Below are 13,516 nucleotides of genomic sequence, written 5' to 3'. Positions count from 1 at the left end.
GTTCGACCCCCCACACCCCACACCCCCGGGGGGGGTGCGGCCCCGGGGGGGGCCGGCCACCGCCGTCGTACGCGGTTTGCGCCAAGCGCTACTTGGCGATGCCCTTTTCCTTAAGCCATGCGGCAGCAGCGTCCTTGGGGCTCTGCTTCTGGTCGCCGCTGACCGAGCGGTTGAGGTTGATGAGGTCATCGGTGGTCAGGATTTTGGAGACGTTGTTAAGCGCCTCCTTGGCTTTGTCCGTCATCTTGGCCTCGTTGTAGAGGGGCAGGACCTGCTGGGCCTTGAAGTTGTTCTTCGGGTCTTCCAGGACCACGAGGTCGTTGTCAGCGATGGAGGGCGTGGTGGTGTAGATGTCGGCCACCTGCACCTTGTCTTCCAGGAGTGCCTGAAGCGTCAGGTTGCCGCCGCCGTCGTTGAACGGTTGCAGGCCCTTGAGCTCGCAGTTGTAGTTCTTCTTCAAGCCCGGGAAGCCGTAGGCGCGGGTCTCGAACGTGGCCGGAGCGGCCATGGTGAAGTCCTTGCAGACCTTGGCCAGGTCCTCAATCGATTTCAGCTGGTACTTTTCGGCGGTTGCCTTGGTGACCACCATGGCATCCTTGGATTCAGCCTTGGCGGGCTCAAGGACGGCCAGGCCATCCGGAAGCTTGCCCGGCAGTGCCTTGTAGACGTCCTCCGCGGAGACCTCCGTGGCTTCCGTGTCCACGTAGGAGAGGAGGTTGCCGGAGTAATCCGGGACGAGATCCACGGATCCGTCCTGGACAGCCTTGAAGTAAATTTCCCGCGAACCGATATTGGGCTTGGTGCTGGCGGTGACTCCTGCTGCGGTGAGCGCTCCGGCGTAGATCTCGGCGATCACCTGGCTCTCGGGGAAGTCGGCGGATCCAACCACCAGCGAGCCGCCTGCACCAGCCGGGCCCGAAGCCGCCGACGTGGACGGCGTAGCGAGCGGGCTCCCGCCGCATGCGCTCAAGGCGAGCGCCACACCGAGTCCGGCTGCCAGGCCGCCGAGGCCACGGCGCGTGATGGTCATGGGGACGGATTTATTCATGGTGTACCTCCTTGAACGGCAGCCCCTGGGAGAGCTGTGGCTTTCTGATGATCGGCAGCCGTGCGGCGTCCGCGTGGATCTGGTCTGAGGCCGGGCGACAACACCAGCCTTTGGATGGCTGCCAGGACGAGGTCCACGGCGATGGCCAGGGCGGCGATGAGCAGGGATCCGCCCAGCATCCGGGGGAAGTCCTGGAGGACCAGCCCGTCGAACAGGTAGCGCCCCAGGCCGCCCAAAGGAAGGTATGCGACCACGGATACTGTGGCGATGACCTGCAGCACGGCCGTGCGGATGCCGCCGAACATGACCTGCAGGCCGTTGGGAAGCTCCACCCGGAAAAGGATCTGCAACTCCGTCATGCCCACCGCCCGTGCACCGTCCACCACCGCAGCGTCGACGCTCGAGATCCCGGCGTAGGTTCCGGCAAGCAGTGGCGGGACGGTCAGGATCACCAGCGCCCAAACGGGCGGCATGAGGCCGCTTCCGGCCAGGAGCGCGAAGAGGACCAGCAGGCCGAGGGTGGGCAGCGCGCGAAGCGCTCCTGCCAGGGCAACGGCCACCACCCTGCCCCGGCCGGTGTGACCGATGAAAAGCCCGACGGGTATGGCGATGAGTGCTGCGATGGCGAGGACCAGGCCGCTGTACTGGAGGTGTTCGGCCAGCCGGGCGGGAATGCCGCCGCTTCCGGTCCAGTGCGTGGGATCGGTCAGCCACCCAAGAGTGTCCGTAAAGACGTTGTTCATGCTGAGGCCCCCGGATCGGTCCGAAGTGCGGCTTTGGCAGGAGCCGGACCCTGCTTGGGTTCGGTCAGCAGTTCCGTACCGTCGGTCCGGCCGCCCCGGGAGCCGCCCGTCGCCCGGGTCCACGGAGTGAGGATCCGTTCAAGGACCACGAGCACGGCGTCCATGACCAGGGCCAGGACAAGGATGGCGATGATTCCGACGACGACTTCGGTCACGAACGTGCGCTGGAGGCCGTCGGTGAACAGGATTCCCAGGTTCCCCACGCCCAGCAGTGCCGCCACGCTCACCAGGGAGATGTTGCTGACGGACACTACGCGCAGACCGGCGAAGAGCACGGGCAGTGACAATGGAAGGTCTACTTGGAAGAAACGGGCCAGGGGTTTGAATCCCATGGCCACGGCGGCGTTGCGGAGGTCGTTGTCCACGGAGTCAAAGGCATCCATGGCTGCCCGGACCAACAGGGCCACGGCGTAGATCGTCAGGGCGACCACCACGTTGAGCGGGTCCAGGATCCGGGTACCAAGGATGGTGGGCAGGATGATGAAGAGGGCCAGGGACGGAATGGTGTAGAGCAGCGAGGTTGCGGTGGCCACCACGGAGCGCAAGGTGCTGTTGCGCCGTGCGAGCTGCGCCAGCGGTATCGAAATCAGCAGCCCAAGGACCATCGGAATGACAGCGAGCACCAGGTGCTGCCCTGCCAGGCCGAAGACCATGCCGCTGTTGGCCAGGAACCACTCCATCAGGTGGCGTCCTCCCTGTGCCGGCGGGTTTCCTCGATCAAGGCCAGGACTTCGGGAGCTTTCAGGACACCGGCGACCCGCCCGTCGTCGTCCACTGCAACACCCAGGCCGGACGGCGAGGAGAGCGCCGCATCCAGGGCGCGGCGCAGGGTGTCCCCCTTGCGGAACAGCGAGCCACCAGGGATCAGGCCGGCACCGTCGCGGGGTGACGACCAGCCAAGCGGCCGGGAGTCATCGTCAACCACCAGCGCCCATTCCCCGTTCCTGCGGCCCGCCTCATGTCCGTCAGACGCGCCAACCATGGTCACCGGGTGGAGCCTGACGGAATCGGCGACGTTGAAAGCAAGGTGCCGGAAACCGCGGTCGCGCCCCACGAAGGAGGCAACGAAGTCGCTGGCCGGTGCCCGCAGGATCTCCTCCGGCGCTGCGTACTGGGCCAGTTTTCCGCCCACTGCGAAGACCGCGACTTTGTCCCCCAGCACAGTGGCTTCATCGATGTCGTGGGTCACGAAGACGATGGTCTTGGCCAGTTCCCGTTGAAGCCTGAGAAGTTCCTGCTGCAATTCGTCCCGCACCACAGGATCCACCGCACTGAAGGGTTCGTCCATGAGCAGGACCGGAGGGTCGGCGGCCAGGGCCCGCGCAACTCCCACGCGCTGTTGCTGGCCGCCCGACAGTTGCGACGGATACCGCTTGCCAAGGGCGGAGGCCAGCCCCACGACGTCGAGCAGTTCCGCAGCCCGCCTGCGTGCGTCGGATTTGGACACACCGTTGAGCCGCGGAACTGTCGCGATGTTGTCCAGGACGGTGCGGTGCGGCAACAGGCCCGAGGACTGCATGACATAGCCCATGGACCGGCGCAGTTCCGGGGCCGGAACCTGCGATACGTCCTTGCCGTCAACAGTGATGGTGCCCGATGACGGCTCGACCATGCGGTTGATCATGCGCAGCGAGGTAGTCTTGCCGCACCCGGACGGCCCGACAAAAACCGTGATGGCTCCCTTGTCAATGGACATGGAGAGGTCCTCTACCGCCGGCTGTCCGCCTTGGTACCGCTTGGTGACGCTCTGGAACTCAATCATGGCTGGGGCCATACCTGGACTTGCCTATCTGTGGTCGCGGCATCGGTCGGTACATCGGTCGGCAGAGCCACATGATCATAAGCATGCTTATTTAGAGGCTGCAAAGCCGATCTTCACCCAGAGTAGCCAGCCTCCATGGTGATGTCAGCGACGCCACGGATTCCGTAATGAATCGGCAATGTTCACCGTTTGCGCCGCTTACCGCTCCTTTCTTCCGCACGGTCATGCCGGTACCGCTCGGCGGCGCGCTGGCCGCGGTCGGCGGACATGACCTTCTGGTGCCACTCCCGCTGGTAGGCGCGGCGTGCGGCGGCATCGTGCTTGCGGTTCAGGGCTGCAAGCTCACGCTGGAGCTTGAGGTAGCTCGCCCACCGCCGGGGATCGAGGGACCCGTCGGCCAAGGCTGCCTGGACGGCACAGTCGGGTTCGGCCTGGTGGGAGCAGTCCGCAAAACGGCACGCGGACAACAGCGTTTCCAGGTCGCCGAACATTTCCTCCATGCCGTCCTCGGCGTCGAACAGGCCAAAGCCCCGGACGCCGGGGGTGTCCATCAGGACCGCACCCCCTGCCAAAGGGATAAGTTCCCGGGAAGTGGTGGTATGCCGTCCTTTCCCGTCCCCTGTACGCACGGACCCCGTTTGCTGGATGTTCCTGCCGGCGAGCGCGTTGATGAGCGTGGACTTTCCAGCACCCGATGGTCCCAGGAGGACAAGGGTGGAGCCGGCCGGAATGTGCTGCCTGAGCTCGTCCAGCCCGTCGCCGTGCTCGGCTGAGGTGGTGACCACTTCCACTCCGGCCGCCTGGAGGATGACCTGTCCCACGACATCGTCCGCCAGGTTGGCCAGGTCCGCCTTGGTGATCACTACCAGCGGAGTGGCGCCCGAGTCCCAGGCCGCAACCAGTGTCCGTTCCAGCCGGTTGTGCGTAAGGGGCCGGTCCATGGGCACCACGACTGCCACGATGTCGATGTTGCTGCCGAGAATCTGTTCCTCTGAGGACGCCTCGAAGGCGCGCTTCCGGCTCAGTGCCGAACGGCGGGGAAGAACGTCGACGACGGCCGGCTCCCCGGCGCGGTTGGTGCCGAGCCATACCCAGTCACCGGTGGCGGGAACTGGTCCTTGCCCGGGGTAGGGCAAGTGCAGGAGCCCGGCAGCCGACGCGACCAGGACCCGGTTGCGGTCCAGCCTGACGATGCGGCCGGGACGGTCATCGGGGCCTGACAAGGCGGCAGGTACGGGATGGGCCAGAAAGAGGGCGGCGATGGATGGCGTGTAACCGTAATCCGCCGGGCCGTAGATGGGATTGCTTGAGGGGTTGCTTGAAAAAGCGGAAGTATTCAATGGTTGGCCTCTGGTGAGGCCCGGGCCGCCTAGCTGTGGACGGCGGACGCCGGGACAGGGATGGTGATGTGCTGGACGCGCAGGGCACTGGTGTGCAGGGCGCGCAGGACCGTGGCAGTCATCAAAATCCACCTCCTTGGCATCCGGGCCGTCCGTTGATCGGCCGGCAGCGTTCTTCAGCGTAGCGGTACCGACGCCTCCGCGCCAGAGTCAGCCGGCGTGGTCGGTGAGCTTTCCATCCGCAGGGCGTTCCCGATGCAACCGCAGGGCAACGTCAACCAAGGAAACGCGGTTGAGCCCAGGGACGTCTTCCAACGGTATCCACGCGGCGTGAGTGGTGCTTCCGTCAACCTCGTGGGTCAGTTCGCCGCCCGTGATGCTGGCCTCATAGACCAGCCGGAGGGCCTGGAAATCACGTACCGCGCCGTCCGGCTGGACGTCCCGCGGCCAGTGTCCGACATCGATGCCGAGCATTCCGTCAATGTGGGCCTCGTAGCCGGTTTCCTCGAACACCTCGCGCCGGCAGCCGTCCACGGGATGCTCCGCGAGGTCCAGTCCGCCACCCGGCAGCGTCCACCCTTCCTTGCCGTCCTGCTTCCAATAGGCCAGCAGGATCCTGCCGTCCTGGACGATGACGGCATAGGCGGCGGGGCGGGTGTCAAACTCCAGGCTCATGGTGCCAGCTTAGGCTGCAGCAGCCCGGAGGTGCGTCAGGGAGGCCTCAGGGCAGCTCGGCTGCGGCAATGGGACCGGCTTCTTCCGGTCCCAGGTCAGGTACTTCCCGGAGTTCGACGGCGGTTCCGGGCTTCTCGAGTTCCAGCACCTTGATGCTGTTGCGGCCTGCGTTCACCAAGGGCGCAGGGGCGTACAACGTCACTTGCGGACCCTTGGCCCAGTAGCGGCCCAGCAGGAATCCGTTCAACCAAAGGAATCCCTTGCCGGAGTCCGGGAGCGCAATATAGGTGTCCGCCGCTTCTTCGGCGTGGAAATCCGCGCCGGGCAGTTTCTCCACCTGCTCCGCGTCCCAGTCGGCCAGGGCCACCGGCGCCTGGGTCCAGTGGAAGGTGTACCGCTGGTTGATGAGGACGCCGCCCAGGATTCCTTTGGACTGTCCGGTCAACGGACCATAATTGATCCGCCCCAGGTTTTCCACCAGGATGTCCAGCCTGGCCGCCACACCCTGACCTGTAACAGACAGCCCCTCCGGACCCGTTACGTCATCCAGGACACCGGCAAAGGATCCATCAACCCAGATGTAGGCGCGGTCTGCCAGGCCGCTGATCCTGATCCGGCACTCCGTTGGGGTCTCCGGGAGTCCCGGCAGGATGGCCTCCGACGTATACAGCACCATGCCGCCGTCGAGTCCCAACTGCTCAAAGGTGAGCGGCTTGACGCTGGTGACCGGCTTGCCGCTTTCCCGCAGGAACTCCAGGAGATCCCCCGGCTCGGACAACGGCAAGGTGGCGGCCGGCAGCACTGGCGGCACGGCCAGCAGGTCAGCCGGCAACTGGGGCAGTTCGCTGATTCCACTGGCGCGGTGGAACTCCCGGCGGAGGGCATGGAACTTGGGCGTCAGCTGGCCGTTTTCGGCGATGGGTGCATCTGAGTCATAACTGGTGACCGTTGGCTGGAGCATGGTGCCGTCGTGGTTGCTGCCGGATCCCAGACCGAAGTTTGTCCCGCCGTGTGCCATGTACACACAGAGCGACCCGCCAAGGTCCAGCATCTTGCGGGCTTCCGCAGCGGCGTCTTCGGCGTCGCGCCGATGGTGGTGCTCACCCCAATGGTCGAACCAGCCGCCCCAGAACTCGACGTTGAAGAACGGCTCATCAGGGCGGCGGCGCTTCCACGTCTGGATGGCTTCATCGCCGCGGCTCCCCAGCGTTGCCGTCGCCCACGTGCCCTCTACCGAACCGCCGTCGAGGAAGTAGTCATTGCCGCCGTCCGCGGTGAACAGCAGTTCGGTGATGCCCCGCTCTTCCAGGACCCGCCGGTTCCACCTGATGTAGTCGTGGTCGTCACCATAGCTTCCATACTCGTTCTCGATCTGCACGGCGACCACCGGACCACCGGCCGACGACTGACGGGAAGCGATGATGGGGAGGAGTTGGTCGAACCACTCCTCGATCGCCGACGTGAACCGGGCATCCATGCACCGGAGCCCGATGCCCGGAATTCCTGTCAACCACGCGGGAAAGCCGCCATTGTCCCATTCCGCGCAGATATAGGGTCCCGGGCGGACGATGACCTCCAGGCCTTCTTCGGCAGCGGTGTCGATAAAGGCTCCCAAATCCCGCCATCCGGTAAAGTCCGGCGCCTCGTCGCGCTTAGGCTGGTGGAAGTTCCATGCCACGTAGGTGTCCACGGTGTTGGCGCCCATTGCCTTGAGGCGGCGCAGGCGATCCCTCCACAATTCCGGGTGCACACGGAAGTAGTGGATGGCGCCGGCGAGGATGCGGTACGGTTCACCCGAACGGTAAAGGACGGCGTCGTGGTAGCTCAAAAGGGCGTTGTTCACACGGAACAGATTAGCTCAGATTCCAACATTTATGCACAGGTGATTAACACATGACCAACTTGGATACCGCACCAGCGGAGCAGGTATGCCCGGCCGCTCCCGAAGGACAGGGCCCGTGCGTCCAGTTGTGGCCTGAACGGGAAGTACCACTGGGCGGCGTCCGTGCCATGAACGTCTACCGCACGCTTCCGCAGCGCGGGTTGCCGACCGTTGGTGCATGGTGTTTCCTGGACAGCTTCGGGCCTGACCGGGTTGCCATGAGTGTCCTCCCCCACCCGCACTGCGGCCTGCAGACCGTGACGTGGCCGTTGGAAGGTGCAGTCCGCCACCGCGACAGTGTGGGCAGCGACGTGGTGGTCAATCCGGGCGAGCTGAACATCATGACGGCAGGCCACGGCATTTCCCACTCGGAGTTCTCCGTTCTTCCCACGCCGCAGGACGGCCGGACCCTCGCCGCGGATGAAATCCCGATGTCCCGCGGACTGCAGCTGTGGGTAGCGCTTCCTGATGAGCACAGGCACCGCGAGCCGTCCTTCGAGCAGCACCGGGAACTTCCCGTGGCCGTGGGCGATGGCTACACGGCCACAGTCATGGTGGGTGAGTTCGCCGGGCAGCAGTCGCCCGCAACCATGTTCAGCCCGATCGTAGGGGCGGACATCGTAGGCTCCGGGCTTCTGCACCTGCCCCTGCGCGACGACTTCGAACACGCCGTGCTCGTCCTCGACGGCCACGTCACCATCGACGGCGAAAGTATCGGCCCCGGACCGTTGGCCTACCTCGGTGCCGGCAGGTCCTCGCTGGCCGTGGAAGCCCGGCCGGAAACACGATTTATGCTCCTGGGCGGGGAGCCGTTCGGCGAGGACCTGCTGATGTGGTGGAACTTCGTGGGACGCACCCACGAGGAAGTGGAGAAGGCCCGGGAAGAATGGGAGGCCGAAGGCCTGCTCGACGACGACGCTGCCGCCGCCGCGCGCTTCGGCCACGTCCACGGACACGGACCCGCGGCCGGTGCCGAGGCCGGCCGGATTCCCGCACCACCGCTGCCCGGCGTCAAGCTCCGGCCACGAACCCGCGGGTAGCTCAGGCCGGCTGTTCGGCCACCAGCCGGGGCACGCCGAAGACGGGATCCTGCTGGAGGATCCTCACGTCCACGATCCCGCCCTCGGCGAGCCTGGCCTTGAACGATTCCTGCAGCCGCGGGACGTTCATGCCCAAGCCGCTGCCAAGGATCACGGGACCCGCCAGGCCCAGCTGGCGGACGGCTTGCGCCGCGAGGTCCGCAAGGTCCCGCCCGGCCTGCTCGACCAAGCCGATGCCCACCTCGTCACCGGCATCGGCTGCTTCCACCACCAGGCGGGCCTGCTGCGCCCAGTATCGGCGGCCCGTATCCGGCGAGTGGAACAACGCGATCAGCTTGCCGGGCTCGTCCACGCCGCAGGCCTCAAGCAGGGCACGGCTGAGGCGGTCCGGCTCCAGGCCCTGGTTCATCCGCCGGAGACTGTGGCGCACGGCTTCCCGGCCCAGCCAGTAGCCGCTGCCTTCATCACCCAGGAGGTACCCCCAGCCACCTGCCCGGGCCTCTTGGCCGGCCTGGTTCCGACCCCACGCTGCGGATCCCGTTCCGGCTATGACCGCAACGCCGGTGCTTGCACCACCGGCAGCCAGCAGCAGCCTGGAGTCGTGGACCACGGTAATGCGCGCACCGGGCACATGCGGCGCGATGAGGTCCGCGAGCGCCCGGGCGTCCTCGTCGGTATCGATTCCCCCTGCACCGGCGTACACCTGGTCAACGGTGCCGCCGCCGATCTTTCCGAACAACTCCGCAAGATTGGCCATGGCCTGCTCAACGGTAACGTTCTGGACGTTGGAACTGCCGGCGTTTTCATCGCGCACGGGAACACCGTCCTCGAACCGGACCCCACGGGTCTTGGTCCCCCCGATGTCGAGTCCGATCACGGTGCCGGTGATGGCCGGGGACGCGGAGGAATGCGCGGCAGAGTCAAGATTGTTCACCGTGAAAGACTAGCTTGGAGCGTCCGGAGGAGAAACCACATGCCCCTGTTCACCACACCCTTCATTGCTGCTCCCATGGCCGGCGGTACGTCGACGCCCGCACTGGTCCAGGCTGTGCACGATGGGGGCGGACTGGGCTTCCTGGCCGCCGGGTACAAAAGCCCCGACGCCATGGCGGCGGAGATTGCCGCTGCACGCGCCGCCGGAGTTCCCTTTGGCATGAACCTCTTCGTGCCAAACAGGGAGCAGTTGGCCGCACTGCGTGGCAGCAAGGAACGGGCGCGCCTGGAGGCCTACGCGTCGGATCTGGAAGCAGAAGCCGCCCGGTACGGGGCCACAGTCCCGGCGTTGCGCCTGGATGACGACGACGCCTGGCAGGGCAAAATCGACCTCCTGTTGGCCGAACCGGTGGAGTACGTGAGTTTCGCCTTTGGACTTCCGGGCTCGTCCGTGGTCAAGGCCCTGCAGCACGCAGGAACGACAGTCATCTCAAGCGTCACCAGCGTGCCCGAAGCACTGGCAGCTGCCGCGGAAGGTCCGGACGCCATCGCCGTCCAGCACAGCTCCGCCGGCGGCCACACGGCCGCCTTCCTGACCTCCGGCGTGACCTCGGGAACCGTCCCGGCCAGCACGACGGCGGACCTGGTCGCCCAGGTGCGTGCCGCCGTCGGACTTCCCTTGGTAGCGGCCGGTGCCGTGATGGATGCGGGAAGCCTCCGGCAGGTCCTGGCGGCAGGGGCGGTAGCCGCACAGGTGGGTACGGCGCTGGTGCGTACCGACGAAAGCGGTGCACGGCAGCCGCACAAGGATGCGCTCGGTGATCCCCGGTACACCGGCACAGCCATGACCCGGGCGTTCACGGGCCGCTGGGCCAGGTCCTTGGTCAACGAGTTTGTCATGGACCATCAGGACGCTCCGGAGGGTTACCCTGCCATCCACCACCTGACGGCACCCCTCCGTGCCGCGGCCTCGGCGGCAGGCGACCCGGAGCGGTTGAACCTGTGGGCCGGCACAGGCTGGCAGGCAGCCCGGAGTGGCCCGGCCCGGGAAGTGGTCAAGACGTTCCTGAGCGGGCTCTGACCAGTTCAGCAAGCAGCGCTTCACCCCGCCCCACCACCATTTCGCGGAAGAGCCGGACAGCGTCGGGTTCGAAGGTGCGCTCCCGCCACGCGATGCCGATCTGGCGGAACGCCAGCCCTGATTCGATGGGGATCTCTACGAGTCCCAGCTCCGTTTCCGGAAGGAATTGGCCTGTTCCCGAGCCGGGGCCGGCCGGTGGAAGGATGCTGTAGCCAAGACCGGCCGACACCAGTCCGCGCACGGTGGTGGACTCCTGGACCTCGAACGCCGTGCGGGGCCGGAAGCCGGCTTCCCGGAGCAGGGCTTCGCCCAGGGCACGGAGGCCGACGCCTTCGGGAAGCGTCACGTAGGGATCGTTTCGCAGTTCCGCGAGGTGCACGCTGCTGCGCCGGGCCAGCGGGTGCCGGTAGTGCAGCACTGCCCGCAGTGGTTCGCGGTAGAGGGCGTGGGACGTGATGCCCCTGCCCACCGGTGCGATGGGCGCTGTCAAGGCAAAGTCCGTGTCTCCGCGCGAAAGTTCGTCCAGGCAGCCATCCCGCGGACCCTGCCGGAGGTCAAACACGATGTTGGGGTGCCTGGACCGGAAAGCGCTGATGAGCAGGGGCAGGGTTGCCTCCCCGAACGTGTGCTGGAACGACACGCCAATCCGCCCGCGGACAATGTTGGACTCGTCCCGGACGCGGTCCAGTCCGGCCTGGAAGTCTTCCAACGCGGCCTCGACGTAAGGCAGGAGCGTCCTGGCCGCCGGTGTCAGGCGAATCCCCCGCCCGTCACGGACCAGGAGGTCCATTCCCACGATTGCGCTTGCCCTGGCCACCGCCCGGCTGACCGTCGACTGGGGCACGCCCAGGATCTGCGCCGTCTCGGTCATGTGCTCGGTACGTCCGAGCTCGACCAGGACAGGCAGGAGGGGCAGAAGCTGGACCAGTTGGTGGTGGTCGGGTTCCATCCGGGCTTCCTCCGGCTTCCTTGATTCATGCACATTTGCATCGGTTGTCATCAAATTATGCATTGGATCATCATGTTCCGGGAGGCCTACTCTGGGCCGGTGAATGAAGCCGCCACTGCCACCGCCGGCGCCCCGTGGGAGGGCCACGTCCGCGGGTCCCGGGGATACCGACGCGTGCTTGCCGCCCTGGCCCTGGCGGGAGTTGCCACCTTTGCTCAGCTCTACTCCACCCAGGCTGTACTCCCCCTGATGGCCCACGACCTGCGGATTTCCGCCGCGGAAGCCGCGCTCAGCATCTCGCTGGCCACGATCGGCCTGGCCGTCACCGTCCTTCCGTGGTCATTCGTGGCGGACAGGATCGGACGCGTGCGGGCCATGGGAATCGGTATTGCAGCAGCCACCGTGCTGGGACTGGTGGTGCCACTGGCTCCCACGGTGCCGCTGCTGCTTGGCCTGCGGACTTTGGAGGGGATGGCGCTGGGAGGCATTCCAGCAATTGCCATTGCGTACCTGAACGAGGAAGTCACCAGGATCCACACAGCCCTGGCCGCCGGCAGCTATGTCGCCGGGACCACACTGGGTGGACTTGCCGGGCGTTTGGTGGCCGGACCTGTCGGGGAAGTGTGGGGCTGGCGCGCCGCCGCGTTGGCTGTTTCCCTGCTCGCAACGGTCTCGGCTGTGCTCTTTCTGGTGCTCATACCCAAACAGCGGCGCTTCACTCCGTCCGCAGCCACAGGCTTGCGCGGAGCCCTCCGGACGTTGGCAACCCATGCAGCCAACCCCAAACTGCTGGCCCTTTACCTGCAGGCCTTCCTGCTGATGGGCGGTTTTGTGGCCGTGTACAACTACCTGGGATTCCGGCTGCATGCAGGGCCGTTCAACCTTCCCGCCAGCGTCGTCAGCCTGATCTTCCTGGCCTATCTGTCCGGCACCGTCAGTTCCCGGTGGGCGGCCGGGCTCACCACCCGTTTCGGACGCCGCCGGGTCCTGCTCGGCGGCATCGCTGTGATGTCGGCAGGTCTCGCCCTGACGCTGCTGGACAATCTTGCGTCCACGCTGGCAGGACTGGTGGTGTTCACCGGCGGCTTCTTTGCAGCCCACAGCGTGGGGTCCGGATGGACGGGAGCGATTGCCACCACGGGACGCGCCCAGGCGGCGTCGCTTTACAACCTCTCCTACTATCTTGGTTCCAGCGTTATTGGCTGGGCGGGCGGCCTGGCCTTCCAGTCCTTCGGTTGGACGGCACTGGCCGTGGGCGTCATCGTCCTGGCCATCACGACGGCGGCAGTCACCGCCGCCGTGCATCGGCCACCAGAGCGCCGGGACCGTTGACGCCGGAATACCGCAACCTAGAATCAGAGGCATGAAGAGGGCCTCCCAGCCGAGGGAATTGTCGTCGCCTGAACGGTTGCAGGCTTTTACCGATGCGGTCGTGGCCATCGCCCTGACCCTGCTGATCCTGCCCCTGATGGAAAGCGTGGGTGAACTGTCCGACCATCACGGCACCACGGCCGGATGGTTGGTGGAAGAACGGTATCCACTGTTGGGATTTGCCCTCAGTTTCCTGCTGATCGCCGTGTTCTGGGTCCATCACCACCGGTTGTTCAGCAACGTTCGGAAGGTGGATCCGGGACTGCTCTGGCTCACCATCGCGTGGATGCTCACCATTGTGTGGATGCCGGTAGCCACCGCGTTGTCCACGCAATTGCAGGGCGACTGGGCCCAACCTTTGGTGTACATCGGCACGTTGTTCGCTGCCAGCTTCCTCCTCCTGTTGGCCCGCCTGTACTTGCGGTCCCATCCTGATCTTCATGATCTAAAGGACACCGCGGAGGTATCAGGCATCAGGGCAAGCGCAATCGTGGCCGGTCTGTTCCTGGTTGCCTTGGTCATCGCCTTTGCCGTTCCGGATCTCGGCAATCTGCCCTTGCTCCTCATGATCCTGAGCGAACCCCTGCAGCGACTTGAGCGGAGACTGTACAAAAGGGCCTGAAAGTCCCTGC

13 protein-coding genes are annotated in these 13,516 nt (G+C 65.8%); 4 read left to right on the top strand and 9 right to left on the bottom strand.

Features of this window, described 5'->3' with window-relative positions; genetic code table 11:
- Positions 1–88 precede the first annotated feature (88 nt).
- The 7 genes from ACSVIE_RS03980 to ACSVIE_RS03950 form a co-directional block, all read right to left on the bottom strand.
- Positions 89–1,048 carry an ABC transporter substrate-binding protein gene (locus ACSVIE_RS03980; RefSeq protein WP_426003495.1) on the bottom strand — a complete coding sequence of 320 codons (960 nt, stop codon included), beginning with the start codon at positions 1,046–1,048 and terminating at the stop codon, positions 89–91.
- On the bottom strand, positions 1,045–1,791 hold the full coding sequence (locus tag ACSVIE_RS03975; protein WP_442423067.1) for an ABC transporter permease: 747 nt from the start codon (positions 1,789–1,791) through the stop codon (positions 1,045–1,047). Before ACSVIE_RS03975 ends, ACSVIE_RS03980 begins: the two co-directional genes overlap by 4 nt.
- Positions 1,788–2,531 carry an ABC transporter permease gene (locus tag ACSVIE_RS03970; protein ID WP_442423066.1) on the bottom strand — a complete coding sequence of 248 codons (744 nt, stop codon included), beginning with the start codon at positions 2,529–2,531 and terminating at the stop codon, positions 1,788–1,790. The genes ACSVIE_RS03975 and ACSVIE_RS03970 overlap by 4 nt, the downstream gene beginning before the upstream one ends.
- On the bottom strand, positions 2,531–3,625 hold the full coding sequence (locus ACSVIE_RS03965) for an ABC transporter ATP-binding protein (protein ID WP_442423065.1): 1,095 nt from the start codon (positions 3,623–3,625) through the stop codon (positions 2,531–2,533). Before ACSVIE_RS03965 ends, ACSVIE_RS03970 begins: the two co-directional genes overlap by 1 nt.
- Positions 3,626–3,795: 170 nt before the next feature.
- A complete protein-coding gene (gene rsgA, locus ACSVIE_RS03960; protein ID WP_442423064.1) occupies positions 3,796–4,953 on the bottom strand; it encodes a ribosome small subunit-dependent GTPase A in 1,158 nt (385 codons plus the stop codon).
- Between the two features lie 210 nt (positions 4,954–5,163).
- Positions 5,164–5,628 (bottom strand): NUDIX hydrolase, encoded by a 465-nt coding sequence (locus ACSVIE_RS03955; protein WP_426003501.1) that lies wholly within the window; start codon positions 5,626–5,628, stop codon positions 5,164–5,166.
- Between the two features lie 46 nt (positions 5,629–5,674).
- The gene (locus ACSVIE_RS03950) at positions 5,675–7,471 is read right to left on the bottom strand and encodes a glycoside hydrolase family 35 protein (protein ID WP_442423063.1); all 1,797 of its coding nucleotides are present in this window, start codon (positions 7,469–7,471) and stop codon (positions 5,675–5,677) included.
- A 50-nt stretch (positions 7,472–7,521) separates the two neighbouring features.
- On the opposite strand from ACSVIE_RS03950, the gene ACSVIE_RS03945 reads away from it, so the two are divergent.
- Positions 7,522–8,550, top strand: a complete 1,029-nt coding sequence (locus tag ACSVIE_RS03945) for a pirin family protein (protein WP_442423062.1) — start codon at positions 7,522–7,524, stop codon at positions 8,548–8,550.
- Between the two features lies 1 nt (position 8,551).
- Here ACSVIE_RS03945 and ACSVIE_RS03940 read toward each other — a convergent pair whose 3' ends face one another.
- Positions 8,552–9,484: an N-acetylglucosamine kinase gene (locus ACSVIE_RS03940; RefSeq protein WP_442423061.1), complete on the bottom strand. Its 933-nt coding sequence runs from the start codon at positions 9,482–9,484 to the stop codon at positions 8,552–8,554.
- Between the two features lie 39 nt (positions 9,485–9,523).
- Between ACSVIE_RS03940 and ACSVIE_RS03935 the strand changes: the two genes are divergently transcribed.
- Entirely contained in the window at positions 9,524–10,564 is a 1,041-nt protein-coding gene (locus tag ACSVIE_RS03935; protein WP_426003506.1) for a nitronate monooxygenase, read from the top strand.
- Here ACSVIE_RS03935 and ACSVIE_RS03930 read toward each other — a convergent pair.
- A complete protein-coding gene (locus tag ACSVIE_RS03930; protein ID WP_442423074.1) occupies positions 10,539–11,513 on the bottom strand; it encodes a LysR substrate-binding domain-containing protein in 975 nt (324 codons plus the stop codon). The genes ACSVIE_RS03935 and ACSVIE_RS03930 overlap by 26 nt on opposite strands.
- A gap of 72 nt (positions 11,514–11,585) precedes the next feature.
- Here ACSVIE_RS03930 and ACSVIE_RS03925 point away from each other — a divergent pair, with 72 nt between their 5' ends.
- Positions 11,586–12,845 (top strand): MFS transporter, encoded by a 1,260-nt coding sequence (locus ACSVIE_RS03925; RefSeq protein ID WP_442423073.1) that lies wholly within the window; start codon positions 11,586–11,588, stop codon positions 12,843–12,845.
- Positions 12,846–12,876: 31 nt separating this feature from the next.
- Positions 12,877–13,506, top strand: a complete 630-nt coding sequence (locus ACSVIE_RS03920; RefSeq protein WP_442423060.1) for a TMEM175 family protein — start codon at positions 12,877–12,879, stop codon at positions 13,504–13,506.
- The last annotated feature ends 10 nt before the right edge of the window (positions 13,507–13,516 follow it).

It is taken from the genome of Paenarthrobacter sp. NCHU4564, assembly GCF_052156435.1.
In the GTDB taxonomy this organism is placed as follows: domain Bacteria; phylum Actinomycetota; class Actinomycetes; order Actinomycetales; family Micrococcaceae; genus Arthrobacter.
This window is presented reverse-complemented; position numbering and strand designations above follow the sequence as displayed.